We start from the raw sequence: 23,300 nt of genomic DNA, 5'->3' as shown, positions 1-23,300 counted from the left end.
GGGCATGCCCCCCTGGCGGAGCCCCGTGCGGGCCGTGGCGTCCGGGCGGGCGGACCGGCACCGGGCGCGGCCCGGTCCACCGCGCCCGCGCGCGGGCGCGGTGCGCGATCCGGCGCGGCGCGGCGGAGCCGGCCGGGTGCGCCGGGGCCGCGACGCGCCGAGGCGCGAGAAAAGACGACCATCGGCTGATCCGATCGGGCGATTTGTCCGCCGCGCTCCACCCGGTTCGTCGCTCTGTGTGAACTACGCTCGCAATCCGAAGGCAGCGAGAGGAGCGGATCCGTGGCGGATTTCGTCGGGCGGCGGCGTGAGCTCAAGGAGCTGCGCGAGGACATCGCGCGCACCGGGCTCGACACCCTCTCGGGCCGCAAGGCCAAGGCGCCGCGGGCCCGGGTGCTGCTCGTCGCCGGGCGGCCGGGATCGGGCCGGACCGCCCTCGCCGAAGCCCTCGTGCGCGAGATCGCCGACGACTACCCCGACGGGGTGCTCACCGTCCGGCTCACCACGCCCACCGGCGAGACCGTTCCCACCGAGCGCGCCATCCGCACCCTTCTGGAGGCGCTCGGCCTGCCCACCCCGCCCGGCGCCGCCGAGGACGAGCTCGGCTTCGCCCTGCGCGAGGCCCTCGCCGACCGCCGGGCGGTCCTGCTCGTCGACGACGCCGCCGACCCCCACCAGGTCGACGCCCTGCTCCCGGACACCCCCGAGTGCCTGGTCGTCGTCACCGCCGAGGGCCCCCTCACCGGGATTCCGGATGTCCGGCCCTGCACCCTGGGCGGGCTGGACACCCCCTCCGCCGTGGCCATGCTCGTCGACCGCATCGGCGACATCCGCGTGGCCAACGACCCCCGCGCCGCCGAGGCCCTCGCCGAGGAGTGCGGCGGCCAGCCCGCGGCGCTGAGTCTGGTCGGAGGCTGGCTCGCCGCGCACCCCAAGGCCTCCGTCGCCGACGTGGCCAAGCAGCTCCACGACATGCCCGCGGGCACCAGCGGCCCGCTCGCCCGCACCTTCAGGCTCGTCTACGAGGCCCTCCCGCAGCCCGCCCAGCGGACCCTGAGGCTGCTTCCGCTTGCCCCGGCCGGGCTCGTCGACTCGCACACCGCCTCCGCCCTCGCCGGCTGCTCCGTGGCCGCCGCGCAGTCGATCCTGGAGGACTTCACCGCGCTGGGCCTCGTACGGAGCGCCCGCGACGGGCTGTTCGTCCTGCCCGGCTGCCTCGCGCCCCTGCTGCAGTCCCTGCTCGAGGCCAAGGAGCGCCCCGCCGAGGTCCAGCTGGCCCGGGCCCGGATGCTGGAGCGCACCGTACGGCTGCTGCTCTCCTGCCGGGCGATGGCCGAGGAGTCCGCCGACGAGCCCATCGGGCCGGTCGGCGGTCCGGAGAAGCTGGACGGGCTGCCGCGCGCCCTGCGCTTCGCCGACCGGCGGGCCGCCGCGGCCTGGCTGGACACCCGGCTGCCCGCGCTGACCGCGGCCGCCTCCCTGGCTGTCGCCGACGGGGAGCTGGACACCCTGGCCCGCCGGCTCGTCGCGGCCCTCGCGGGGGCCCTGTCCGAACACCGGGGCACCTCCGAGGCCGCCCCCGAGCTCTACGGGCTGCACCGGCTGGTCCTGGACGTGGCCGAGCGGCGCGATCTGCACCGGGAACGGGCCGCCGCGCTGCTGAACCTGGCCGACCTGGACGCCGAGACCGGTCGCACGCGCGAGGCGCTCGAGCGCTACCGGGCCGCGCTGGACGCCGGAAGGGCGGCGAACGATCCGTACGCGGCGGGCCGCGCGATGGAATCCGTAGGCGGTGCGTACCAGGAGCTCGACGACTGGCACCGGGCCTCCGACTGGTTCGGCCGGGCCCTGTCCCACGCCCTCGCCCGGGGCGAGCGCGCGGACGAGGCGAGGCTGTACGGGCGGCTCGGGAACGTGCACACCTACGCCGGCCGGTACGGGGAGGCGCTGCGGAGCTGGCGGGCGGCCTCCGCGGGCTACCGCCGGCTGGCCGATGTCCCGGGCCAGGCAAAGGCGTTGAGCGAGATGGCGCGGATCCAGGAGTACGCGGGGCGGCCCGAGGAATCGCTGCACACCTGCCGGGAGGCGGTGGAGCTCGCGCGCCGGGCCGGGGACCTGCGGCTTCAGGCCGCGCTGCAGGTGCGCCTGGCCGACACGCTGGACCGGCTCGGGGACCCCGCGGCCGCCAGGCTGCACAGGTCGGCGGCCGACAGATTGCTGGGTGACGACCCCGCAGCCTGCGAAATCCGTAGTGGTTCCGACTGAGATTATTGCTTTGCAAGGCTAGACAGCGGCTCGTCCTTCATTAGACTGGGTTCACCAGGCCATCCCCTGGCGCATCCCGTTGCGCGTTCTTGTGAACGGGTTTGTATGGAAGTACCCCGAAACATTCCCTGAGCCAAGGACCGTGAGTGACGATGAAGGTCGGCATCCCCCGCGAGGTCAAGAACAACGAGTTCCGGGTCGCCATCACGCCCGCCGGCGTGCATGAGCTGGTCCGGGGCGGCCACCAGGTCTTCATCGAGCAGAACGCCGGTGTGGGCTCCTCGATCACGGACGCGGAGTACGTCTCCGCCGGCGCCGAGATCCTGGGCACCGCCGACGAGGTCTGGGCGATCGCCGACCTGCTGCTGAAGGTCAAGGAGCCCATCGCGGAGGAGTACCACCGCCTCCGCAAGGACCAGACGCTCTTCACCTACCTGCACCTCGCGGCCTCTCGCGAGTGCACGGACGCCCTGCTGGCGTCCGGCACCACCGCCATCGCTTACGAGACGGTCGAGACCGCGAACCGCGCGCTCCCGCTGCTCGCCCCGATGTCCGAGGTCGCGGGCCGGCTGGCCCCGCAGGTCGGCGCCTACCACCTGATGCGCTCCGTCGGCGGCCGCGGCGTCCTCCCGGGCGGCGTGCCCGGCACCTCGGCCGGCGAGGCCGTGGTCATCGGCGGTGGCGTCTCCGGCTGGAACGCCGTGCAGATCGCCGTCGGCATGGGCTTCCACGTGACCCTGCTGGACCGCGACATCAACAAGCTCCGCGAGGCCGACAAGATCTTCGGTACGAAGATCAAGACCATCGTCTCCAACGCCTTCGAGCTGGAGAAGGCCGTCGTCGAGGCCGACCTCGTCATCGGTGCGGTCCTCATCCCGGGTGCGAAGGCGCCGAAGCTGGTCACCAACGAGCTCGTCGCCAAGATGAAGCCCGGAAGTGTCCTTGTCGACATTGCGATCGACCAGGGCGGCTGCTTCGAGGACTCCCGCGCGACCACCCACGCCGAGCCGACCTTCCAGGTCCACAACTCGGTCTTCTACTGCGTCGCCAACATGCCGGGCGCGGTGCCGAACACCTCCACGTACGCGCTGACCAACGCCACGCTGCCCTACATCGTGCAGCTCGCGAACCTCGGCTGGGTCGAGGCGCTGCGTCGTGACCCGGCGCTCGCGCTGGGCCTCAACACCCATGACGGCCAGGTGGTTTACGGTCCCGTCGCCGAGGCCCACGGCCTCGCGACCCTCGAGCTGAGCACGCTGCTCGGCTGAGTTTCCGACGCTCCGTCAACGACTGACGTCAATCTCACGTATCCGGCCGGACCTTGCCCGCAAGGTCCGGCCGGGCGCGTTTGCGGGGCGGCCGACGGGGCCGTTCAACTCGCCTCGAACGTAACCCTTTAACCCTTTCGCGCACCCGCGAAACTTCCCGGCGACAGCTCGTACGCCCTTGACAGAGTGGTGTTCGGTTGCCGACACATCGCGGTGGGTCCGGCGGATTGTGTTGCCGCTGAGTGGTGACACGCCATAGAGTCGCCAACCGTCGGCATGGTGCCACGCTGACCTATCGATAAGTGTCCTGGTCACGTCCGAGGAGGTAAGACGACTTGTGAATGAGTCGACATTTGCTCCTGGGGGTGGACGAGCAGGAACGCCTGCGCGGGGTCATGGCCCTGCCGGAATCGAAGCTGTCGGCTCCGTCGCAGTCCGCACCTTCGCAAACCAACAGCGCATGACGACGCCCCAAAAGAGCATGGACGGCCTAGACGTGAACTCCAGGGCCGGCGACCTGAGCGGCGAAAAGCCCGTGGGTTTCGCCGACTACGACCAGGTGCCCGAAGGGCACTTCTACGACCCCGACGCGGAGTACGAGCCCGACCCCGAGTACGCGGCCACTCTCGCCCCCGACGCTGCCCGCCAGCGCCGTGAGCGGATCGGTCCGACCGGACGGCCGCTGCCGTACTTCCCGATCCCGGGCCCGCTGACCGACCACGGGCCGGCGAAGATCATCGCGATGTGCAACCAGAAGGGCGGCGTGGGCAAGACCACGTCGACCATCAACCTGGGTGCCGCTCTCGCCGAGTACGGGCGCCGCGTGCTGCTCGTCGACTTCGACCCGCAGGGCGCACTGTCCGTGGGTCTCGGCGTGAACCCGATGGAGCTCGACCTGACGGTCTACAACCTGCTCATGGAGCGGGGCATGTCGGCCGACGAGGTGCTGCTCAAAACGGCGGTCCCCAACATGGACCTGCTGCCGAGCAACATCGACCTGTCCGCTGCCGAAGTGCAGCTGGTCAGCGAGGTCGCGCGCGAATCGACGCTACAGCGGGCCCTGAAGCCGCTGATGGCCGACTACGACTACATCGTGATCGACTGTCAGCCCTCGCTCGGTCTGCTCACGGTGAACGCCCTGACGGCGGCTCACCGGGTCATCGTGCCGCTGGAGTGCGAGTTCTTCGCGCTGCGCGGTGTGGCACTGCTGACCGAGACCATCGAGAAGGTGCAGGAGCGGCTCAACCCCGAGCTCGAGCTCGACGGCATCCTCGCCACGATGTACGACTCCCGTACGGTGCACAGCCGCGAGGTGCTGGCGCGCGTCGTCGAGGCCTTCGACGACCACGTCTACCACACGGTCATCGGCCGCACGGTGCGCTTCCCGGAGACCACGGTCGCCGGTGAGCCGATCACCACGTACGCGTCCAACTCCGTCGGCGCCGCCGCCTACCGCCAGCTGGCCAGGGAGGTGCTCGCCCGGTGTCCCGCCGAGTGAGTCTGCCCGGAGCCGACGAACTGTTCCGTACGACCGGGGGGATGGCGCTGACGTCGTCCTCGCCGTCCGCGGCGCGGGGCGTGGAGCACGCGGCGACCGCCGCGGAGGGCACGGTGGGGGAGGGCCGCAGCCGGGAGGCCGCGGCCGGCACGGAGCCGGGAGTGGGTGCGCAGCGGCGGCCGCAGGAAGGTTCCGGTGGCGCCGTTCCGGCCCCGGCGCCCGGCCGGGGCAAGGGGCAGGGCCGGGGCGCGAACCGGCGGCCCAGCGGGCGCGAACGGCACGACGAGAAGATCACGGTCTACGTCTCCGCCGAGGAGCTCATGGACCTGGAACACGCGCGGCTGGTGCTGCGCGGGGAACACGGCCTCGCGGTCGACCGCGGCCGCATCGTGCGCGAGGCGGTCGCCGTGGTCCTGGCCGACCTGGAATCCCGCGGCGACGCCAGCATCCTGGTCCGCCGCCTCCGGGGCCGCTGAGCCCCGTCGGGCCCGACGCGCCCGGCCGGCCCCGTGCCGGCCCGGGGGCGGGTCCCCGCGCCGCGGGGCGGGCGGTACGTGGGAGCCTTGGTCCCTGGCCCCGGCCCGACCGGCCGTCCCCTCCGTACCACCCTGGACCGCGATGCCCCCTTCCGCCGAACCCGGCCACCCGTCCCGCCGCCCGCTGGGCCGCGGCCCGGGAGTCCCCGTACCGGCGGAGGAGGAGGCGCCGTCCGGTCCCGTCGCCGGGCCCCTGACCGGAGCCTCCCCTCCCGGGGCCGGGAACCCGCCCCCGGATGGCCTGGAACCGCCCCTGCCGCCCTCCGGCGACCCCGACGGGCCCGGCGGGCCTCCGGGGGCGCCCGAGGGCCCTGAGCGGGCCCACGGGGCGTCCTGGGGCGGCGGGGAGAGCGGGGCCGGGGGCGAGCGGGCCGTCGCGGCGGACGGGCGCTTCACCCTGAGGCTGGCCAATTTCGAGGGGCCCTTCGATCTGCTGCTCCAGCTGATCTCCCGGCACAAGCTCGACGTCACCGAGGTGGCGCTGTCCCAGGTCACCGACGAGTTCATGGCGCACATCCGGGCCATGGGCCCCGACTGGGACCTCGACCAGACCACCGAGTTCCTCGTGGTCGCCGCCACCCTCCTGGACCTCAAGGCCGCCCGGCTGCTGCCCGTCGCCGAGGTGGAGGACGAGGCCGACCTCGCGCTGCTCGAGGCCCGGGACCTGCTCTTCGCGCGGCTGCTCCAGTACCGGGCGTACAAACGGATCGCCGAGATCTTCCAGGAGCGGGCCGACGACGAGGGCCGGCGCTACCCGCGCACCGTGGGCCTGGAGCCCCGGCTGGCCGAGCTGCTGCCCGAGGTGGTCATCAGCGTCGGCGGCGACGGACTGGCGCGGCTCGCCGTCAAGGCCATGCAGCCCCGGGCCGCGCCCCAGGTGTACGTGGACCACATCCACGCTCCGCTCGTGAGCGTGCGGGAGCAGGCCGGGCTGATCGTGGCGCTGCTCAAGACGCGCGGAGAGGCCACCTTCCAGGAGCTCACCGAGGAGGCCGGGGACACCCTCACCGTGGTCGCGCGCTTCCTGGCCCTCCTGGAGCTCTACCGGGAGAAGGCCGTGGTCCTTGACCAGGAGGAGGCTCTGGAGGCGCTCACCGTGCGCTGGAGCGGCGGGGACGGGGACGGCATGCCGAAGGTGACGGACGAGTTCGACCAGGTCGTGGAGGCGCAAGGATGAGCGGGACGGCGGAACGGGAGCGGACGGCCGGGGCCGAGCGGCCGGGCCGGGCGGGGGAGGTGGCCACGCCGGCGCTCAAGCCGTCGCTGGAGGCCGTCCTCATGGTCGTGGACGAGCCGGCGACCGAGGCGCACCTCGCCAAGGTGCTGGACCGCGGTCCGCGGGAGGTCGCGGAGGCACTGCGCGAGCTGGCGGACGAGTACGACGTACAGGGCCGCGGATTCGAGCTGCGGCTGGTCGCCGGGGGCTGGCGCTTCTACAGCCGGGCGGACTACGCCCCGGCCGTCGAGGCCTTCGTCCTGGACGGCCAGCAGGCCCGTCTCACCCAGGCGGCGCTGGAGACCATGGCGGTCGTCGCGTACCGCCAGCCGGTCAGCCGGTCGAGGGTCTCGGCGGTCCGGGGAGTCAACTGCGACGGGGTCATGCGCACCCTCCTGCAGCGGGGTCTGGTGGAGGAGGCGGGGACGGAACCCGAAACAGGTGCGATCCTGTACAGGACGACGAACTACTTTCTGGAGCGGATGGGCCTGCGCGGCCTGGACGAGCTCCCGGAGCTCGCGCCCTTCCTCCCCGAGGCGGACGCGATCGAAGCCGAGACGCAAGAGGGTGTTCCGTCGTTCGATCCGGATGCACCGGATACCGATGAAGACGACAAGACGACGGAACTTTGATGCGAAGCAGCGGCAACGGCAACGGTGGCAACAGGAACAGCGGCGGCGGTGGCGGCGGCGGGCGCGGTGACTCCCGCGGCGGCAGCTCCAGCGGCGGCGGTGGTGGCTACCGCGGTGGCGGCTCCGGCGGTGGCAGCGGCAGCGGTGGTGGCTACCGCGGCGGCTCCGCCGGCAGCTCGGGCGGTGGCTCCCGCGGCGGCTCCGGCGGCGGCGGGTACCAGGGCGGCTCCGGCGGCGGCTCCCGCGGCGGAAGCTCGGGCGGTGGCGGCTACCAGGGCGGCGGCTCCCGCGGTGGCAGCTCCGGCGGTGGCGGCTACCAGGGCGGCGGCTCCCGCGGTGGCAGCTCCGGCGGTTACCAGGGCGGCGGCTCCCGCGGAGGCAGCTCCGGCGGCGGCTACCAGGGCGGTGGCTACCAGGGCGGCGGCTCCGACCGTGACCGCGAGCCCGCGCCCCGCATCCGCAACCCCCGCCCCGAGGAGCGTCGCTACGACGTAGGCCCCGAGGGCGAGCGCAACGGCCGCGGCGGTGCCAAGGCGGGCGGCGGCGGTGCCCGCGGCGCGGCCGACGGCAACCGCGGTGGCGGTGCGCGCGGCGACGCCGCCCGTGGTGGGGCCAAGGGCGGCCCCAGGACCTCCCGGACCCCCGCCATCGGCGGCGCCGGCGGCCCGCGCAGCGGTCCCGGCAGCCGCAGCGGCCGGGCCAAGCCGCGCGAGCTGGAGGCGCGGATCGAGGAGCGCGTGCGCGACCGGTACGCCGACAAGCCCGTGATCAAGACCCCGAAGACGTTCCCGGGCGCCGAGGAGGAGGGTGAGCGTCTGCAGAAGGTGCTCGCCCGTGCCGGCATGGGTTCGCGCCGTGCGTGCGAGGAGCTCATCGAGCAGGCCCGCGTCGAGGTCAACGGCGAGATCGTGCTGGAGCAGGGCAAGCGCGTGAAGCCGTCGGACGAGATCAAGGTGGACGGCCTGACCGTCGCCACCCAGTCGTACCTCTTCTTCGCGCTGAACAAGCCGGCCGGCGTCGTCTCCACGATGGAGGACCCGGACGGCCGTCAGTGCCTCGGCGACTACGTCACCAACCGTGAGACGCGTCTCTTCCACGTCGGCCGGCTCGACACGGAGACCGAGGGCATCATCCTCCTCACCAACCACGGTGAGCTGGCCCACCGCCTCACGCACCCGAAGTACGGCGTGAAGAAGACGTACGTCGCCGCGATCACCGGACCGCTGCCGCGCGAGATCGGCAAGCGCCTCAAGGACGGCATCGAGCTGGAGGACGGGTACGCCCGCGCCGACCACTTCCGCGTCGTCGACCAGCTCGGCAAGAACTACCTGGTCGAGGTGACCCTCCACGAGGGCCGCAAGCACATCGTCCGCCGCATGATGGCGGAGGCCGGCTTCCCGGTCGAGAAGCTCGTCCGGACCTCCTTCGGCCCGATCGACCTGGGCGACCAGAAGTCCGGCTGGCTGCGCCGCCTGACCAACACCGAGGTCGGCATGCTGATGCGCGAGGTCGGTCTGTAGGACCGCCGCAAGGCCTCAGGAACCCGCGGTGCCTTCGGGCGCCGCGGGTTTTTCGGTTGTGCCGGACCCCGGTCTTCTTTATAGTCAACTTGACCATAAAGAAAGTGGGGGGTGGCCGTCATGGGGTGGCAGACGACCTGGACCGAGATCCTCGGGTTCGTCACGGGAGCCGTGTGCGTCTGGCTGGTCGCCCGGCAGCACATCGCCAACTGGCCGATCGGCATCGCCAACAACATCTTCTTCATCGTGCTCTTCCAGCAGGCCGGCCTCTACGCCGACGCCGGGCTGCAGATCGTCTTCATCGCCCTCGCCGCGTACGGCTGGTGGTCCTGGACCCACGGGGGTGGACCGGGAACCGCCGAAGCCCTGCCGGTGCGCCGCACCAAGGCCGCCGAATGGGCCGCCCTGGCCGCGGTGGGGGCGGTGGGGGTGCTCGGCCTGACGCTCCTGCTGGGCCGGGTCACCGACTCCACCGTCCCGTTCTGGGACGCGCTGACGACGGGGCTCTCGCTCATGGCCACGTACGGGCAGTGCCGCAAACTGCTCGAGTCCTGGTGGCTGTGGATCGCCGCCGACCTCGTGTACATCCCGCTGTACGTCTACAAGGGGCTGTACCTGACCTCCCTGCTGTACGTGGTCTTCCTCGCCCTGTGCGTGGCCGGACTGACCGGCTGGCGCCGGGCGCTGCCGGCCCGCGGCGCCCGCGAGGCCCTGCGGGCGACGGCGTGAACCGCCGCGGAGGGGCCGCGTACGGGCACGGCCTGGTGCTCGGCAAGTTCTACCCGCCGCACGCGGGCCACCACCACCTGGTGCGCACCGCCCAGGACCAGTGCGAGCGGCTGACCGTACTCGTCTGCGCGGCCTCGGTGGAGTCCGTGCCGCTGGCCGACAGGGTCGCCTGGATGCGCGAGGCGCACCCCGGGGCCGACGTCGTGGGCGCCGTCGACGACATCCCCGTCGACCTGCACGACCCGGCGGTCTGGGAGGCGCACATGGCGATCTTCCGGCGCGCGGTGGGCCGCCGGGTCGACGCCGTCTTCACCTCGGAGGAGTACGGGACCGAGCTCGCGCGCAGGTTCGGCGCCGAGGAGGTCTGCGTGGACCGCGACCGGACCCTCTTCCCGGTGTCCGGGACGGCCGTACGGGCCGACCCGGTGGGGAACTGGGAGTTCCTGGGCCCGGCCGTACGGGCCGCGCTGACGCGGCGGGTCGTCGTGCTCGGCGCCGAGTCCACCGGGACGACCACGCTGTCGCGGGCCCTTGCGGCGCACTGGCGCCGGCGCGGCGGGGTGTGGGCGAAGACGGGCTGGGTCGCGGAGTACGGCCGGCGGTACAGCGAGGAGCGGCTGGCGGCAGCCCTCGCGGCGGACCCCGAGGCGACCTGGGCCGACGTGAGCTTCACCTCGGACGAGTTCCCGGTGATCGCCCGGCGCCAGGACGCCGAGGAGGAACGGGCGGCCCGGCTGGGATCGCCGGTCCTGTTCTGCGACACCGACTCCTTCGCCACCGGCATCTGGCACGAGCGGTACATGGGCGGGCGCAGCGAGGAGGTCGAGCGGATCGCCGCCGGCCGGCTCCGGGACCTGTACCTGCTCACCGATGACGCGGGCGTGCCCTTCGAGGACGACGGGCTGCGCGACGGACCGCGGCTGAGGCCGTGGATGACCGGGCGGTTCCGGGAGGAGCTGGAGCGGACCGGCAGACGCTTCCTGGTGGTGCGCGGGGACCACCGGACGCGGCTGGCGGTGGCGGCGCGGGCCGTGGACGAACTGCTCGGCGAGGGCCGCCACTTCGCGGACCCGCTGCCGGAGCGGAAGCCGGGGGCGGAACCCGTGCCCCTGCCCGTCCCGGTGTCGGAGCCGGGGGCGGGGGCGGGGGCGGAGGCGCCGAAGGTGCCGGGGCAGTGGCCCGCGCCGGGGCCGGAGCAGCCGTCGGAGCGGAGGCGCGCCCGGTGAGCGCCGTCGCCGACGCCTACGACCCGCATGCCTTCGAGCCGTTCGCCGTGACCGTCGACCTCGCCGTCTTCACCGTCCGCGACGCCGCGCTGCACGTGCTGCTGATCCGGCGCGGCCGGGATCCGTACGCGGGCGCCTGGGCGCTGCCCGGCGGCTTCGTCCTGCCCCGGGAATCCGCGGAGACGGCGGCCCGGCGCGAGCTGGCCGAGGAGACCGGCCTGTCGGCGGAGGTGGTCGCCGCGCTGCGCCTGGACCAGCTGCGCACCTACAGCGAACCGGACCGCGACCCCCGGATGCGGGTCGTCTCGGTGGCCTTCACCGCGCTCGTCCCCGACCTGCCGGAACCGGCGGCCGACGGCGGCGGAGACGCGGACCGGGCCCGCTGGGTACCGGTGGGGGAGGTGGCCGGTCCGGCCTCCGGGGAGGCCCCCACGGCGGCCCCCGGGCCGGCCTGCGGAGCCGGCCTCGGGCTGGCCTTCGACCACGGGCAGATCCTGGCCGACGCCCGGTCCCGCGTGGGCTCGAAGCTGGAGTACAGCTGCCTGGCCACCGCCTTCTGCCCGCCCCAGTTCACGCTCGGCGAGCTCCAGACCGTCTACGAGACCGTCTGGGACACCGTCCTGGACCGTCCCAACTTCCGCCGCAAGGTGCTGGCCACGCCGGGCTTCGTGGAGGCCGTGCCGGGCGCGGCCCGCCTCACCGGCGGCCGCGGCAAACCGGCCGCGCTCTACCGGCCGGGACCCGCCACCACCCTGCACCCGCCCCTGCTCCGCCCCTCGGAAGGACCTGCGCGATGACCACGAACGCGAACACGAACCCGGGCACGGCCGCGAACACGAACCCGGGCACGGCCGCGGCCGGGGGCGGGACCGGGAAGCGCGCGGCGACCGGCGCCCTGATCGGCCTGGCGCTGGGCGACGCGCTCGGCTTCCCGACCGAGTTCAACGACGTGCCCGGGATCCTGTCCAAGACCGGCCCCTGGCGGTCCATGGCGCTGCCCCGACCGGCGATCGTCACCGACGACACCCAGATGACGCTGGCCTTCGCCCGGGGCATACGGACCGCCGCGGAGCGCGGCCCGCTGGAGCCGGCGGGCCTCGCCCGCCCCGTCCGGGAGGAGTTCGTCGACTGGTACCACTCCCCGGAGAACAACCGGGCCCCCGGCAACACCTGCCTGAAGGCCTGCCGGCTCCTGGACCGGCCGGGCCTGGACTGGCGCGACGCCAGCCAGACCGGCTCCAAGGGCTGCGGCGCCAACATGCGGGTGGCGCCGGCCGGGCTGGTGCCCGGCTGGACCGAGGAGGAGCGGGCCGGCGCGGCCCAGCTCCAGTCCGCCCTCACCCACGGCCACCCCACCGCGCTGGCCGCCTCGGACCTCACGGCGCGGGCCGTGTTCCTGCTGGCGCGGGGCACCGAGCCGACCGGTCTGGTCGGCCTCCTGCGCTCCTACGCCCTGGAGAACCGCACCCGCTACCACGAGCGCTGGCTCGGCGACCTGTGGATGCGCACGGCCTCCGACGCCACGCCGGAGTCCTTCATGGCCCGCGGCTGGGACGAGTGCCTGGGCGTCATGGACCGCCTGGCTGCGGCCCTGCGCTCGCCTTCCCCGGAAACCGACCCCTGCCTGACCACGGGCGACGGCTGGATCGCCGAAGAGGCCCTGGCCACCGCCCTCCAGTGCTTCCTGCTCTTCCCGGAGGAGCCGCTGCTCGCCCTGCGCCGGGCCGCCTGCACCCAGGGCGACTCCGACTCCCTCGCCTGCCTGGCCGGCGCCTTCGCGGGCGCCCACCTCGGCGCGGACGTCTGGCCCCGCGACTGGGAGGGCCGCATCGAGTACCGCGACGAACTCCTGGCCTTCGGCACCCTCTGGGACGCGTGAGCCGTGCGGACGCCCTGAGCATCGACCTGGCCCCCGGCGTCCTGACCTCCCACCACGCCCGCCACTACCGGGGCTTCGCGGGCACCCAGTGGCGGCTCTTCGGGAAGACGGCCGAACTCAAGCCGCTGCTCTGCACCTTCCGGGCGCTGCTCACCGGCATCCACCTGATGCGCTCGGCGCGGGTGCAGGCGTACCTGCCCACGCTGCTGGACGAGGTGCCGGAGTCCCCGCGGTACCTGGCCGGGCTGATCGAGGCCGAGGCCGAGCACGGGGCGGCCGCCGGGGTCGACGCGGGGCGGCTGGAGCGGGACTACGAGGTCCTGCTCGGGGTGCTCGACGAGGCCCGGGCCGGGTCGGCGCTGCCGCAGTACGCGGAGGCGTTCGCCGCCCTCGACGCGTTCGTCGTACGGCGGCGGGCGGGCTAGCGCGCTGCCCCGGAGCCGGAGCCGGAGCCGGACCTGGGAGCCGGAGCCGGACCCCGCCCCGGGACGATTACGGCAGGGACCCGGCCAGGGCGGAGGCGTGGCGGGCGCGGAAGAGGAAGTCCTCCACGCGGCGCAGGTCCGGGGCCTCGGGGAGCGGGGTGCCGGCGAGGGCGGCTTCGGTCTCCTCCGTCAGGCGGGTCATCCAGGCGTCGACCTCGTCCCAGCCGAGCTCACCGCGGCGGACCGCGAGGAGACGGTCCCGGTAGGGGCCCGCGTCGATCACCAGGCGGCCCGTGCGCAGCAGGTCGCGGCAGGACAGGAGCAGACGCAGCAGGTGCATGGCGTGCTTCCAGCGCGGAACCCCGTGGTTGCGGAGATCGGCGAGCATCTTGCCGCGCTGGGTGACCGCGTACCGGCTGAAGGTGGTGTGGGCCCGGCGGGAGAGGAACGCCCCGCGCAGGGACAGGAGTTCCTCGCCCACCGGGGTGAGCTCCTCCACGAGGGGGGAGTGGAGGCACTCCAGGATGTTCGGGTTGGCCCGCAGGGCGAGCTCGCAGAAGCGCTCCAGTTCCCAGGAGAACTCCTCCTCCCGCGGCCCGTCCACGTGCGTGGGGGGTTTCTGGAAGCGCCAGAAGAGCGGGGCCGGGGCGAGGTAGACACCGCGCCGGTCGGTGTCGCTCGCCTCCGTCGCCAGGCCGAACGCCCTCGAACCCATCACGCAGGCGTAGACCGTGTGGTCCCTGACCAGGGTGAGTTCGAGCGGCTCGGGCGTCGGCTTGTCGTTCATCCCGCGAGACTAGGCAGGCGGGACGCCGCTAGGCGAGCGAGATTTCGCCCGCCGGGGAGACGGTGATCTTCTTCTCCGCCAGCGGCTTGGTGGCCGGACCGTGGGCCACCGCGCCGTCCGCGACCTTGAACTTGCTGCCGTGGCACGGGCAGTCGATGGTGCCGGCCTCCACCTTGTTCACGAGGCAGCCCTGGTGCGTGCACACCGCCGTGAAGCAGCGGAAGGATCCCGCCGTCGGCTGGGTGACCACCAGCTTCTCGTCCTTGAGGACCGTGCCGCCGCCGACGGGCACCTCCGACGTCTTGAGCAGGGCCTTCGTCTGCGGGGCGGAGGCGGAGGGGGAGGCCGGCGCGGCCACCGCGGGGTCCTGCGGAGAGGACGAGCTGCCGCCCTCCGCCGGGGACTTCGCCCCGTCGGACGAGCCGCACGCGGTGAGCACGCCGCCTGCCAGGGCGCTCGCGCCCGCCGCCAGTACCGTACGCCGGGCGCTGCGTGTGGGGTCGCTCATGACTTCTCCTCGGGTGATCGCCGGGATGGCGCTAGGCATCCTGACGTGTGACGGGGCTCAGGAGAACCCCGCCACGCCTTTGCTCAGCCCTCCGGCTGCCACGAAATCAGCCGTGCCGGTGTGCCGGGCGCACGTACGACCTCCCACACGCGGGTCACGGCGTCCCGGTTCAACGGTCCGTGGACATGGGGGTAGCGGGCGCCGGATGCGCCCTCCCGGCGGACCTCGGAGGTCAGGGCGAGCTCGTCGAGTTCCACGGCGAGCAAGGTCCCCGGTACGCCGCCGTAGTGCGAGGAGGCGATCTCGAGCGCCGTCGCGGGGTCCGCCGAGCAGTGCACGAACCCCTCGGACGCGAGCGAGGGCGGGGCGTACGGGCGCTCGGGCCCGGTGGTCCAGTCGGCGAGGGGTACCAGGTGGAAGATCATGCCCCGATCATGCCGACCGCCCCGGCGCGGCCGCCGGACGGTCTGCGCCAAGTGGCGCACCCGTCCGGTCCGGGCGACATTGTCCGTGTCGTGAAGCCGGGCCGCGGACTGCCGTGTGCCCCGCTCCCTCTGCGAAAGGCAGCACCATGGCGGGTAACGACCTCGGCTCCCTTCTCGGCGGCCTCCTCGGCGGCGGAGGCGGCGGACAGGGAGGCGGCGCCGGCGGCGGCGACATCCTCGGCTCCCTGCTCGGCGCCCTCATGGGCGGCGGCGGTGGTGCCCGGGCCGCCGGAGGCGCGGGGAGCAATCCGCTCGGCGGCCTGATGGACATGCTCGCCGCGTCGGGCCTGGCCGACCAGGCCCAGTCCTGGATCGGCCACGGCGAGAACCAGCCGGTCAGCGGCGCCCAGATCGCCGAGGCGCTCCCGGACGACACCCTGGCCGAGGTCGCCGAGCAGGCGGGGGTGACCCCGGAGGCCGCCGCCGACCAGATCGCGCGGGCGCTGCCGCCGGCCGTGGACAAGCTGACCCCGACGGGCTCGCTCCCGAGCGGCTCGCTGGAGGACATCATCAAGCAGCAGCAGCTGTAGGGGCATCCGCGCCCGGGGCGCCCCGGCAGCCCGGCGACCCCGCCCTCCGGCGGCCCCGTGCCCCCGCGGCCCGGCACCCCGTCCCACCGGACGGACCGCCGGGCCGTCGCGCCGTCCGCGCTGGCTACCCTGAGGCAGGCACCGCCGTCACTGACCCCTGGAGCACCCCGTGAGAACCGCCGTCGTCATCGGAACCGGACTGATCGGCACCTCCGCGGCGCTCGCCCTCGCCGCCCGCGGGATCGCCGTCCACCTGGTCGACCGCGATGCCACGCAGGCCCGTACGGCGGCCGCCCTCGGCGCCGGCACGGACGAGGCCTACGAGGGGGGCCGGGTCGACCTCGCGATCGTCGCCGTGCCGCCGGCCCACGTGGCCGCCGCCCTCGCCGACGCGATCGGCCGGGACCTGGCGCGCGCCTACGTGGACGTGGCCAGCGTCAAGGGCGGGCCGCGGCGGGAGCTGGACGCGCTCGGCGTGGACACCAGGGCGTACATCGGCACGCACCCCATGGCGGGCAAGGAGCAGTCGGGGCCGCTCGCGGCGACGGCGGACCTGTTCGAGGGCCGGCCGTGGGTGCTCACTCCGACCCGGGAGACCGACCACGAGGTGCTGAACCTGGCACTGGAGCTGGTGGCCCTGTGCCGGGCCGTCCCCGTGGTCATGGACGCCGACGCGCACGACCGCGCGGTCGCGCTGGTCTCGCACACCCCCCAGCTGGTCTCCAGCATGGTCGCCGCCCGGCTGGAGGAGGCCGACGAGACGGCCGTACGGCTGTGCGGGCAGGGCATCCGCGACGTGACGCGGATCGCGGCGTCCGATCCCCGGATGTGGGTGGAGATCCTCTCGGCGAACCCGGGGCCGGTCGCGGACGTCCTGGCCGGCATCGCGGCCGACCTCGAGGAGACCGTCGAGGCCCTGCGCGGCCTCCAGTCGGCCGACGAGGACAAGCGCAGGGGCGGCGCGGCCGGCATCGAGGACGTGCTGCGCCGCGGCAACGCGGGCCGGATCCGGGTGCCGGGCAAGCACGGCGCGGCGCCGGCCGCCTACGAGACGGTGGCCGTGTTCATCTCCGACCAGCCGGGGGAGCTGGCGCGGATCTTCGCCGACACCGGCCGGGCGGGGGTCAACATCGAGGACGTCCGGATCGAGCACGCGACGGGGCAGCAGGCGGGCCTGGTGCAGCTCATGGTGGAACCGAGGGCGGCCGCGAGCCTCGCGGCCGAGCTGCGCGAACGGGGCTGGGCACTGCGCCAGCAGTAGCCCGGCGCCTCACCCGGTGGGCGGTGCCGAAAAGCCCGGTAACCTGGAGGAGGGGCGCTATTGGCGCGCCCGGACACGTACGCGCAACCAGGAAGGTGCCCGCACCGTGGAAACCGCAGCTCCGACCGCCGTGATCGTCGCCATCGACGGTCCCTCCGGCACGGGCAAGTCCAGCACTTCCAAGGCCGTGGCCGCCAAGCTCGGGCTGCGCTACCTGGACACCGGTGCCCAGTACCGGGCCATCACCTGGTGGATGATCACCAACGGCGTCGACACGGACGACCCGCAGGCCATCGCGATCGCGGCGGGCAAGCCCGCCATCGTGTCCGGCACGGATCCCTCCGCGCCCACCATCACCGTCGACGGCCTGGACGCCTCCGGCCCGATCCGGACCCGGGAGGTCACCTCCAAGGTCAGCGCCGTGAGCGCCGTCCCCGAGGTGCGCGCCCTGATCACGGAGCTCCAGCGCTCGATCGCCGCCGAGGCGGCCGACGCGGCCGAGGGGATCGTCGTGGAGGGCCGGGACATCGGCACCACGGTGCTGCCCGGCGCCGACCTCAAGGTCTTCCTCACCGCCTCGGCCGAGGCCCGCGCGGCCCGCCGCAGCGGAGAGCTCCGGGGCAAGGAGGCCGCGGACCTCGCGGCCACCAAGGAAGCGCTGATCAAGCGGGACGCGGCCGACTCCGGCCGCACGACCTCCCCGCTGGCCAAGGCCGGCGACGCCGTGGAGGTGGACACCACCGAGCTCACGCTCGACCAGGTCATCGAGTGCGTCGTGACCCTGGTGGAGGAGAAGCGGGCGGGCCGCACGTGAGCGATACGCCCTCCCTCAAGGGTGCGGCGGTCGGCCGGCGGATCGGCATCGGTCTCATGTACGGCCTCTGGAAGCCGCGCGTGCTGGGGGCCTGGAAGGTCCCCGCCGCCGGCCCCGTGATCCTGGCCGTGAACCACGCGCACAACATCGACGGACCCATGGTCATGGGGACGGCCCCCAGGCCGCTGCACTTCCTGATCAAGAAGGAGGCGTACGTCGGCCCGCTCGGCCCCTTCCTCGAAGGGATCGGGCAGGTGAAGGTGGACCGCTCCGGCGCCGACCGGGGCGCCATAAGCCGTGCGCTGAACCTCCTGGAGAACGGCGGAGCCCTGGGGATCTTCCCCGAGGGCACCCGGGGCGAGGGGGACTTCGCCTCGCTCCGCGCCGGCCTCGCGTACTTCGCGGTCCGCTCCGGCGCCCCCGTGGTGCCGGTCGCCGTACTGGGCAGCACCGAGCGGCGCGGCCGTGTCGTGAAGGCGCTGCCGCCGCTGAGGAGCAGGGTCGACATCGTCTTCGGCGATGCCTTCGACGCCGGGGACGGCAGTGGCCGCCGTACCCGCACCGCGCTGGACCAGGCCACCGTACGCATCCAGGCGCGGCTGACCGCCCACCTGGCCGACGCCAAGCGCCTCACCGGGCGCTGAGCGAGACTTGACCTAGTAGTGGAACCGCGCTGCGCGGGCCCCACCGACCACCACGAACGACGAGGAACGGACTTCATGAACGACCAGCAAGACCACGGAGCACTTGGCGACGCCGAGTACGCGGAGTTCATGGAGCTCGCCGCGGAAGAGGGCTTCGACATCGAGGACGTCGAAGGCGCCATCCAGGAAGCCGGCCACGGCCCGCTCCCGGTCCTCGCCGTCGTCGGCCGCCCCAACGTCGGCAAGTCGACGCTGGTGAACCGGATCATCGGCCGCCGCGAGGCGGTCGTCGAGGACAAGCCCGGCGTCACCCGCGACCGCGTCACGTACGAGGCCGAGTGGGCCGGCCGCCGGTTCAAGGTCGTCGACACCGGCGGCTGGGAGCAGGACGTCCTCGGCATCGACGCCTCCGTCGCCGCCCAGGCCGAGTACGCCATCGAGTCCGCCGACGCGGTCGTCTTCGTCGTGGACGCCAAGGTCGGCGCCACCGACACCGACGAGGCCGTCGTCCGGCTGCTGCGCAAGGCCGGCAAGCCGGTCGTCCTGTGCGCCAACAAGGTCGACGGCCAGAGCGGCGAGTCCGACGCGGCCTCCCTGTGGTCCCTGGGCCTCGGCTACCCGCACCCGGTGTCCTCCCTGCACGGCCGCGGCACCGGCGACATGCTGGACGCCGTCCTCGAGGCCCTCCCCGAGGCGCCCGAGCAGACCTTCGGCACCGCCGTCGGCGGACCGCGCCGGATCGCGCTCATCGGCCGCCCGAACGTAGGCAAGTCCTCCCTCCTGAACAAGGTGGCCAAGGAGGACCGCGTCGTCGTCAACGAGATGGCCGGCACCACCCGTGACCCGGTCGACGAGCTGATCCAGCTCGGCGGGGTCACCTGGAAGTTCATCGACACCGCGGGCATCCGCAAGAAGGTCCACCTCCAGCAGGGCGCCGACTACTACGCCTCCCTGCGCACGGCCGCGGCCGTGGAGAAGGCCGAGGTCGCGGTCATCCTGATCGACACGACCGAGACCATCAGCGTCCAGGACCAGCGCATCATCACCATGGCCGTCGAGGCCGGGCGCGCCATCGTGATCGCGTACAACAAGTGGGACAACCTCGACGAGGAGCGCCGCTACTACCTCGAGCGCGAGATCGAGACCGAGATGCAGCAGGTCGCCTGGGCGCCCCGGGTGAACGTCTCGGCGCTCACCGGCCGCCACATGGAGAAGCTGGTCCCGGCCATCGAGACCGCGCTCGCCGGCTGGGAGACGCGTGTCCCGACCGGCCGGCTGAACGCCTTCCTCGGCGAGGTCGTGGCCGCCCACCCGCACCCGATCCGCGGCGGCAAGCAGCCCCGCATCCTGTTCGGCACGCAGGCGGGCAGCAAGCCGCCGCGGTTCGTGCTGTTCGCCTCGGGCTTCCTGGAGCACGGCTACCGGCGCTTCATCGAGCGCCGCCTGCGCGAGGAGTTCGGCTTCGAGGGAACCCCGATCCACATCTCGGTGCGGGTGCGCGAGAAGCGCGGCGCGCAGCACAAGCGAAAGATGTAGTGGCGGTGTCGTACCGGGGTCAGTGACCCCGGCGCGGAGCGGGCGGCAGGGCCGCCGGGATGTGCTGCATCCCGGTCTGGTGCTGCCGCCCGTTCGTGTATCCGGTTCCGGCCGCGGTGGCGGCTCCGGCGCCCGCGTACGAGTACTGCGACGGGGGCTGTGGTGGCGGCTGCGGGGCGTAGGAGGGCTGCCAGGAGTCCGTCTGCTGCCACGAGGAACCGTTCCAGCCGCCGCCCTGCGAGCCGCCGTACGCGCCGCCCCCGCCGTACGCGTGGGCGCCCGGGCCGCCGTACGTGCCGGACGCGGCCGCGGTGTACGAGCCGCCGTAGGAGAACGCGGTGAAGCCGAGGTCCTCCTCGCCCGTGCGGTCGCCCGGAAGGGCCCGGAAGGCACGCAGGTACTCCGAGTACAGGGTGTCGTAGATCGGGGTGTGCGAGGCGGCCGGAGCGCTCTCCAGCTCCCGTACGTGGCGCATCGGGGGGACGGTGCTCGGATAGGACGGGGCGCGGGATACATCGTAGGAATGCACGTATCTGCCAACGAAAGCGACGCCCGGCGGATGCGGGGTGAGCGGACGGAAAAACGCAGATCGCCGGGGGTGCGCGGGACGGACCGCGCACCCCCGGCGCATGCCGTCCCGCCCCGGGCGGGGGACGGGACGGCGGCTCGCGGGGAAAGGGTGATCAGGCGCCCGGCGTGCCCGCCAGGGGCATGGAGGCGGCGACCAGCTTGCCGTTGCGGGCGGCCTTGTCCAGGGCGTCGCGGAGCAGGTCCTCGCGGGGCTGCTGGCCGATGGAGTCGACCGGGGCCGCGTAGACCAGGACGCGCTGCGTCCTGTTGACGGCGGCCCGCCAGCCGTCGGTGACCGACAGCGGCCTGTGCGCCTGCCACCAGGCGACCTGGCCGGGCTGGAGCACCGAGTGCAGCTGGCCGGCGGCGAGCAGGATCGACCAGCCGCTCAGGGCGGTCGGGAGTTCGTCGGTGTCGGTGACGGGGATGAACCCCTGCTCGATGAGGAGCGGGAGGAAGTCGTCGCCGGGGCCGTCGGTCCCGGGCCGGGCGATGGGCGCCGTCGGCTCCACGACCAGGGCGGGGTGCAGCTCCCCGTTGATCAGGATCAGGCCGCTGGTGATGCCGAGGACGGCCTGGCCGCCGGGCACGGACTGCGGTACGGCGCCCGCGGGGGAGGCCGGGGCGGGGCTGTCGCCCGTGATGGAGCGGACGGCGCCCTGGAGGTCGGCCTCGGGGACGGAGACCACCTGCGAGGGGATGCAGCCGGCGTGGGCGAAGGCGAGGACGGCCGTCTCGTCGCCGACGAACAGCACGGTGCTGGTCTGCTCGCGCTCGGAGTCGCCGGGGGTGCGGCAGGACGTGCAGTCGTAACTCCCGGGGGACCCGTCGCCCGCGAGCAGCCGCTCGGCCTCCTCGTCGCCGATCTCGGCACGTACCTCATCACTGACTTCGAGCATGCGCGGCACGGGGTGGCTCCTCGGACTAGGCGTGCGGGGCCGGGGGGTTCCGGCTCGCCGGGCTCAACGGGGGAGCGGTGGCCGGGGTCACGCCGTTTGAGGGAACGGAATCGAACCGGACCCCCGAAGGAGTGAACGGTCCGACCGGTGCGTTGTTTTCGTGCCAACTCTTTTTCTGTTGTGCTCAGTTGATGGTCGGTGCTGGCCGTTTGGGCGGTGGGCCGAGCGGGTGGGACCCAACGGCCGCCGGTGTGCCCGCCGGTGTGGCGGTCCGGGGGCCGCCAGGGGGCCGCATAGCGTGACGCGGTGCGCAACTACGGGATTCCGTGCGGGGTGGGCGCGGCGGCGCTGCTGCTGGCCGTGCTGGCGTCGGCGCCCGCGACGGCGGTCGCGGCGCCCCCGCCGCCCGCACCGGGAGCGCCCGGGCGGGGGGTCGACTGCGGGCCGGGCGGTCAGTGGCCGTGGGACTGCGTGGCCGACTGCGAGAGCGGCGGCTGGTGGGCGGTGAACACGGGGAACGGCTTCTACGGGGGACTGCAGTTCTGGCAGCCGACGTGGGAGGGGCACGGCGGTCTGTCGTTCGCCCGGAGGGCGGACCTGGCGACGCGCGACCAGCAGATCCGCGTCGCGGAGGACCTGCTCGGCACCCAGGGCTGGGAAGCGTGGCCGGTGTGCGCCAAGCGGTACGGACTGGCGGGGCGGGCGCACGTGGTGCGCGGCGGGGACACGCTCGGGGGGATCGCGCAGCGCCACCGGGTGGGGGGCGGCTGGGAGGCGCTGTACGCGGCGAACCGGGCGGCGATCGGCCCGAGCCCGGACTCCCTCAAGGTCGGCATGCTCCTGGCCCTGCCCCCGTCGGTCCCGGCGCCTTCGGGACCGGCCGGCCCGGCACCGGCGCCTTCGGCGCCGTCCCCGTCCCTGTCCCCGTCTCCCGTGCCGGCGCCCACCGGCCCGGCCGTCGGCGCCCCGGCGCCCCTCGCGCAGGCCCCGCGCCCGTCGCCGGCTCCGCCCGCGGCCGGGGTCCGGTCGGGGCCCCCGGCCTGAGTCCCGCGCCGGTCCTCCGGCTCAGGCCGGGCGGCCGACCGCCGGGTCGGAGTCGGCCGAGGACTGCGCCGGGATGCGGGCCCCGGGGCTCTGCGCGGGGTACTCGGACCGTGCCGCGGCCGGGGCCGACGCCTCGGGAAGCGGCTGCGCGGGGGCCCGTACCGGCTCCGCTGCGTGATCCGCGCAGTCCATCACGCGCGGAAGCTTCAGTGCCATCACCGCTCCCGCCAGGAGCAGCGCGGCGCTCACCACCAGCGTGACGTGCAGGCCGTGGACGAAGGAGTGCCGGGCGGCCTCGTACAGCGAGTCCCCCGCCGGTCCGCCGAGCCGCGCCGCGATCTGGTACGCCTCGCCGAGCGAGTGCGCCGCGTTGGCGGACTGCGCCGCCGAGACCCCGGGCACCTCGGTCAGTCCGGGGGCGTACGCCGCGTTCATCACGCTGCCGAGCAGCGCGATGCCCATGCCCGCACCCAGCTGGTAGGAGGTCTCGCCGATCGAGGCCGCGCCGCCCGCGGTGGCCGCCGGGACCTCGTTCAGCATCGATTCGTAGGCCGCGAACAGCGTGGTCTGCAGTCCGAAGCCGAGCAGGACGAACCCCACGGTCAGCAGGACCGGCCGGTCGTGCTCACCCATGAAGGTCAGCAGCAGCACCGCGCCCGCGGTCAGCAGGAAGCCGAGCGAGACCATCCGGCGCGGCCCGGTCCGGGCCAGCGTGTACGAGCCGGTCGCGCCCGCGGCCATCGCCGCGAAGGTGAGCGGCAGCAGCCGCAGCCCGGTCTGCAGCGGGCTCAGGTGCAGCACGAGCTGCAGGTACTGGACGGCGATCAGCTCCAGCCCCACCAGCGCCAGCATGGCCAGCACGATGCAGCCCACCGAGGTGGTGAAGGCGGGCCGGGAGAACATCCGCATGTCGATCAGCGGGTGGGGGGGGCCCCGGGGGGGGGGGCCCCACAACCACACCACCCCCCCCCCCCACCGCAAACGCGGCCCAGCCCCGGGCGGCGCCCAAAACCCCAAGCTCGTGAGGC

The 23,300-nt window shown here is 73.9% G+C and carries 22 protein-coding genes and 2 pseudogenes; 18 read left to right on the top strand and 6 right to left on the bottom strand.

What is annotated here, in order from left to right; genetic code table 11:
* Nucleotides 1-282: 282 nt before the first annotated feature.
* From ACWF9Z_RS32765 to ACWF9Z_RS32710, 12 genes and pseudogenes are all read left to right on the top strand, one after another.
* Nucleotides 283-2,265: a tetratricopeptide repeat protein gene (locus tag ACWF9Z_RS32765; RefSeq protein WP_453608450.1), complete on the top strand. Its 1,983-nt coding sequence runs from the start codon at nucleotides 283-285 to the stop codon at nucleotides 2,263-2,265.
* 152 nt (nucleotides 2,266-2,417) lie between these two features.
* Entirely contained in the window at nucleotides 2,418-3,533 is a 1,116-nt protein-coding gene (gene ald, locus ACWF9Z_RS32760; protein WP_453608488.1) for an alanine dehydrogenase, read from the top strand.
* 460 nt (nucleotides 3,534-3,993) lie between these two features.
* On the top strand, nucleotides 3,994-5,031 hold the full coding sequence (locus tag ACWF9Z_RS32755; RefSeq protein ID WP_356659650.1) for a ParA family protein: 1,038 nt from the start codon (nucleotides 3,994-3,996) through the stop codon (nucleotides 5,029-5,031).
* Nucleotides 5,016-5,507, top strand: coding sequence for a hypothetical protein (locus ACWF9Z_RS32750; RefSeq protein ID WP_453608447.1), 492 nt, complete (start codon nucleotides 5,016-5,018; stop codon nucleotides 5,505-5,507). Before ACWF9Z_RS32755 ends, ACWF9Z_RS32750 begins: the two co-directional genes overlap by 16 nt.
* 142 nt (nucleotides 5,508-5,649) lie before the next feature.
* The gene (locus ACWF9Z_RS32745) at nucleotides 5,650-6,744 is read left to right on the top strand and encodes a segregation and condensation protein A (protein WP_453608445.1); all 1,095 of its coding nucleotides are present in this window, start codon (nucleotides 5,650-5,652) and stop codon (nucleotides 6,742-6,744) included.
* Entirely contained in the window at nucleotides 6,741-7,415 is a 675-nt protein-coding gene (scpB, locus tag ACWF9Z_RS32740; protein WP_453608444.1) for an SMC-Scp complex subunit ScpB, read from the top strand. Before ACWF9Z_RS32745 ends, scpB begins: the two co-directional genes overlap by 4 nt.
* Entirely contained in the window at nucleotides 7,415-8,935 is a 1,521-nt protein-coding gene (locus tag ACWF9Z_RS32735; RefSeq protein WP_453608441.1) for a pseudouridine synthase, read from the top strand. The genes scpB and ACWF9Z_RS32735 overlap by 1 nt, the downstream gene beginning before the upstream one ends.
* 120 nt (nucleotides 8,936-9,055) lie before the next feature.
* Nucleotides 9,056-9,664 (top strand): nicotinamide riboside transporter PnuC, encoded by a 609-nt coding sequence (gene pnuC / locus ACWF9Z_RS32730; protein ID WP_453608438.1) that lies wholly within the window; start codon nucleotides 9,056-9,058, stop codon nucleotides 9,662-9,664.
* On the top strand, nucleotides 9,661-10,890 hold the full coding sequence (locus tag ACWF9Z_RS32725) for an AAA family ATPase (protein ID WP_453608436.1): 1,230 nt from the start codon (nucleotides 9,661-9,663) through the stop codon (nucleotides 10,888-10,890). The genes pnuC and ACWF9Z_RS32725 overlap by 4 nt, the downstream gene beginning before the upstream one ends.
* Nucleotides 10,887-11,687, top strand: coding sequence for an NUDIX hydrolase (locus tag ACWF9Z_RS32720; RefSeq protein WP_453608434.1), 801 nt, complete (start codon nucleotides 10,887-10,889; stop codon nucleotides 11,685-11,687). The genes ACWF9Z_RS32725 and ACWF9Z_RS32720 overlap by 4 nt, the downstream gene beginning before the upstream one ends.
* Nucleotides 11,684-12,769: an ADP-ribosylglycohydrolase family protein gene (locus ACWF9Z_RS32715; RefSeq protein WP_453608431.1), complete on the top strand. Its 1,086-nt coding sequence runs from the start codon at nucleotides 11,684-11,686 to the stop codon at nucleotides 12,767-12,769. Before ACWF9Z_RS32720 ends, ACWF9Z_RS32715 begins: the two co-directional genes overlap by 4 nt.
* A gap of 26 nt (nucleotides 12,770-12,795) precedes the next feature.
* Nucleotides 12,796-13,194: pseudogene (locus ACWF9Z_RS32710) on the top strand (DNA polymerase beta superfamily protein); the annotation flags it as partial.
* Between the two features lie 67 nt (nucleotides 13,195-13,261).
* On the opposite strand, the gene ACWF9Z_RS32705 reads toward ACWF9Z_RS32710, so the two are convergent.
* The 3 genes from ACWF9Z_RS32705 to ACWF9Z_RS32695 all read right to left on the bottom strand — a co-directional run bounded on the left by ACWF9Z_RS32705 (nucleotide 13,262) and on the right by ACWF9Z_RS32695 (nucleotide 14,914).
* A complete protein-coding gene (locus ACWF9Z_RS32705) occupies nucleotides 13,262-13,981 on the bottom strand; it encodes a nucleotidyltransferase domain-containing protein (RefSeq protein WP_453608428.1) in 720 nt (239 codons plus the stop codon).
* A 28-nt stretch (nucleotides 13,982-14,009) separates the two neighbouring features.
* Complete coding sequence (locus tag ACWF9Z_RS32700) at nucleotides 14,010-14,489, bottom strand: Rieske (2Fe-2S) protein (RefSeq protein ID WP_453608425.1); 480 nt, start codon at nucleotides 14,487-14,489, stop codon at nucleotides 14,010-14,012.
* A gap of 83 nt (nucleotides 14,490-14,572) precedes the next feature.
* Complete coding sequence (locus tag ACWF9Z_RS32695; protein WP_453608422.1) at nucleotides 14,573-14,914, bottom strand: DUF952 domain-containing protein; 342 nt, start codon at nucleotides 14,912-14,914, stop codon at nucleotides 14,573-14,575.
* 146 nt (nucleotides 14,915-15,060) lie between these two features.
* Here ACWF9Z_RS32695 and ACWF9Z_RS32690 point away from each other — a divergent pair, with 146 nt between their 5' ends.
* The 5 genes from ACWF9Z_RS32690 (at nucleotide 15,061) to der (ending at nucleotide 19,759) form a co-directional block, all read left to right on the top strand.
* Nucleotides 15,061-15,504, top strand: coding sequence for a YidB family protein (locus ACWF9Z_RS32690; protein ID WP_453608419.1), 444 nt, complete (start codon nucleotides 15,061-15,063; stop codon nucleotides 15,502-15,504).
* Nucleotides 15,505-15,673: 169 nt separating this feature from the next.
* A complete protein-coding gene (locus ACWF9Z_RS32685) occupies nucleotides 15,674-16,765 on the top strand; it encodes a prephenate dehydrogenase (RefSeq protein ID WP_453608417.1) in 1,092 nt (363 codons plus the stop codon).
* Nucleotides 16,766-16,871: 106 nt separating this feature from the next.
* Nucleotides 16,872-17,579, top strand: coding sequence for a (d)CMP kinase (gene cmk / locus ACWF9Z_RS32680; RefSeq protein ID WP_453608414.1), 708 nt, complete (start codon nucleotides 16,872-16,874; stop codon nucleotides 17,577-17,579).
* Nucleotides 17,580-17,635: 56 nt separating this feature from the next.
* A complete protein-coding gene (locus ACWF9Z_RS32675; protein WP_453608485.1) occupies nucleotides 17,636-18,223 on the top strand; it encodes a lysophospholipid acyltransferase family protein in 588 nt (195 codons plus the stop codon).
* Nucleotides 18,224-18,298: 75 nt separating this feature from the next.
* On the top strand, nucleotides 18,299-19,759 hold the full coding sequence (gene der / locus ACWF9Z_RS32670; protein ID WP_453608411.1) for a ribosome biogenesis GTPase Der: 1,461 nt from the start codon (nucleotides 18,299-18,301) through the stop codon (nucleotides 19,757-19,759).
* Nucleotides 19,760-19,778: 19 nt separating this feature from the next.
* On the opposite strand, the gene ACWF9Z_RS32665 is transcribed toward der, so the two are convergent.
* Nucleotides 19,779-20,234 (bottom strand): hypothetical protein, encoded by a 456-nt coding sequence (locus tag ACWF9Z_RS32665; RefSeq protein ID WP_453608408.1) that lies wholly within the window; start codon nucleotides 20,232-20,234, stop codon nucleotides 19,779-19,781.
* 208 nt (nucleotides 20,235-20,442) lie between these two features.
* Nucleotides 20,443-21,237, bottom strand: coding sequence for a hypothetical protein (locus ACWF9Z_RS32660; protein WP_453608405.1), 795 nt, complete (start codon nucleotides 21,235-21,237; stop codon nucleotides 20,443-20,445).
* A gap of 297 nt (nucleotides 21,238-21,534) precedes the next feature.
* Here ACWF9Z_RS32660 and ACWF9Z_RS32655 point away from each other — a divergent pair, with 297 nt between their 5' ends.
* Nucleotides 21,535-22,272 (top strand): transglycosylase family protein, encoded by a 738-nt coding sequence (locus tag ACWF9Z_RS32655; RefSeq protein WP_453608402.1) that lies wholly within the window; start codon nucleotides 21,535-21,537, stop codon nucleotides 22,270-22,272.
* Nucleotides 22,273-22,305: 33 nt separating this feature from the next.
* Here ACWF9Z_RS32655 and ACWF9Z_RS32650 read toward each other — a convergent pair.
* Nucleotides 22,306-23,199 (bottom strand): annotated as a pseudogene (locus tag ACWF9Z_RS32650) (MFS transporter); the annotation flags it as partial.
* Nucleotides 23,200-23,300: the final 101 nt, after the last annotated feature.

It is taken from the genome of Streptomyces sp. NPDC054961 (assembly GCF_053609145.1).
Note: the sequence above shows the minus strand (reverse complement) of the source record. Positions and strands in the feature narration are given on the sequence as shown.

Excerpts from the sequence above, each read along its gene's own strand:
- ACWF9Z_RS32690 (WP_453608419.1), top strand. The coding sequence starts at position 15,061 with ATGGCGGGTAACGACCTCGGCTCCCTTCTCGGCGGCCTCCTCGGCGGC.
- pnuC (WP_453608438.1), top strand. The coding sequence starts at position 9,056 with ATGGGGTGGCAGACGACCTGGACCGAGATCCTCGGGTTCGTCACGGGA.
- ACWF9Z_RS32675 (WP_453608485.1), top strand. The coding sequence starts at position 17,636 with ATGTACGGCCTCTGGAAGCCGCGCGTGCTGGGGGCCTGGAAGGTCCCC.
- ald (WP_453608488.1), top strand. The coding sequence starts at position 2,418 with ATGAAGGTCGGCATCCCCCGCGAGGTCAAGAACAACGAGTTCCGGGTC.
- ACWF9Z_RS32705 (WP_453608428.1), bottom strand. The coding sequence starts at position 13,981 with ATGAACGACAAGCCGACGCCCGAGCCGCTCGAACTCACCCTGGTCAGG.
- ACWF9Z_RS32695 (WP_453608422.1), bottom strand. The coding sequence starts at position 14,914 with ATGATCTTCCACCTGGTACCCCTCGCCGACTGGACCACCGGGCCCGAG.
- scpB (WP_453608444.1), top strand. The coding sequence starts at position 6,741 with ATGAGCGGGACGGCGGAACGGGAGCGGACGGCCGGGGCCGAGCGGCCG.
- ACWF9Z_RS32735 (WP_453608441.1), top strand. The coding sequence starts at position 7,415 with ATGCGAAGCAGCGGCAACGGCAACGGTGGCAACAGGAACAGCGGCGGC.
- ACWF9Z_RS32715 (WP_453608431.1), top strand. The coding sequence starts at position 11,684 with ATGACCACGAACGCGAACACGAACCCGGGCACGGCCGCGAACACGAAC.
- ACWF9Z_RS32755 (WP_356659650.1), top strand. The coding sequence starts at position 3,994 with ATGACGACGCCCCAAAAGAGCATGGACGGCCTAGACGTGAACTCCAGG.
- der (WP_453608411.1), top strand. The coding sequence starts at position 18,299 with ATGAACGACCAGCAAGACCACGGAGCACTTGGCGACGCCGAGTACGCG.
- ACWF9Z_RS32665 (WP_453608408.1), bottom strand. The coding sequence starts at position 20,234 with ATGCGCCACGTACGGGAGCTGGAGAGCGCTCCGGCCGCCTCGCACACC.
- ACWF9Z_RS32700 (WP_453608425.1), bottom strand. The coding sequence starts at position 14,489 with ATGAGCGACCCCACACGCAGCGCCCGGCGTACGGTACTGGCGGCGGGC.
- ACWF9Z_RS32745 (WP_453608445.1), top strand. The coding sequence starts at position 5,650 with ATGCCCCCTTCCGCCGAACCCGGCCACCCGTCCCGCCGCCCGCTGGGC.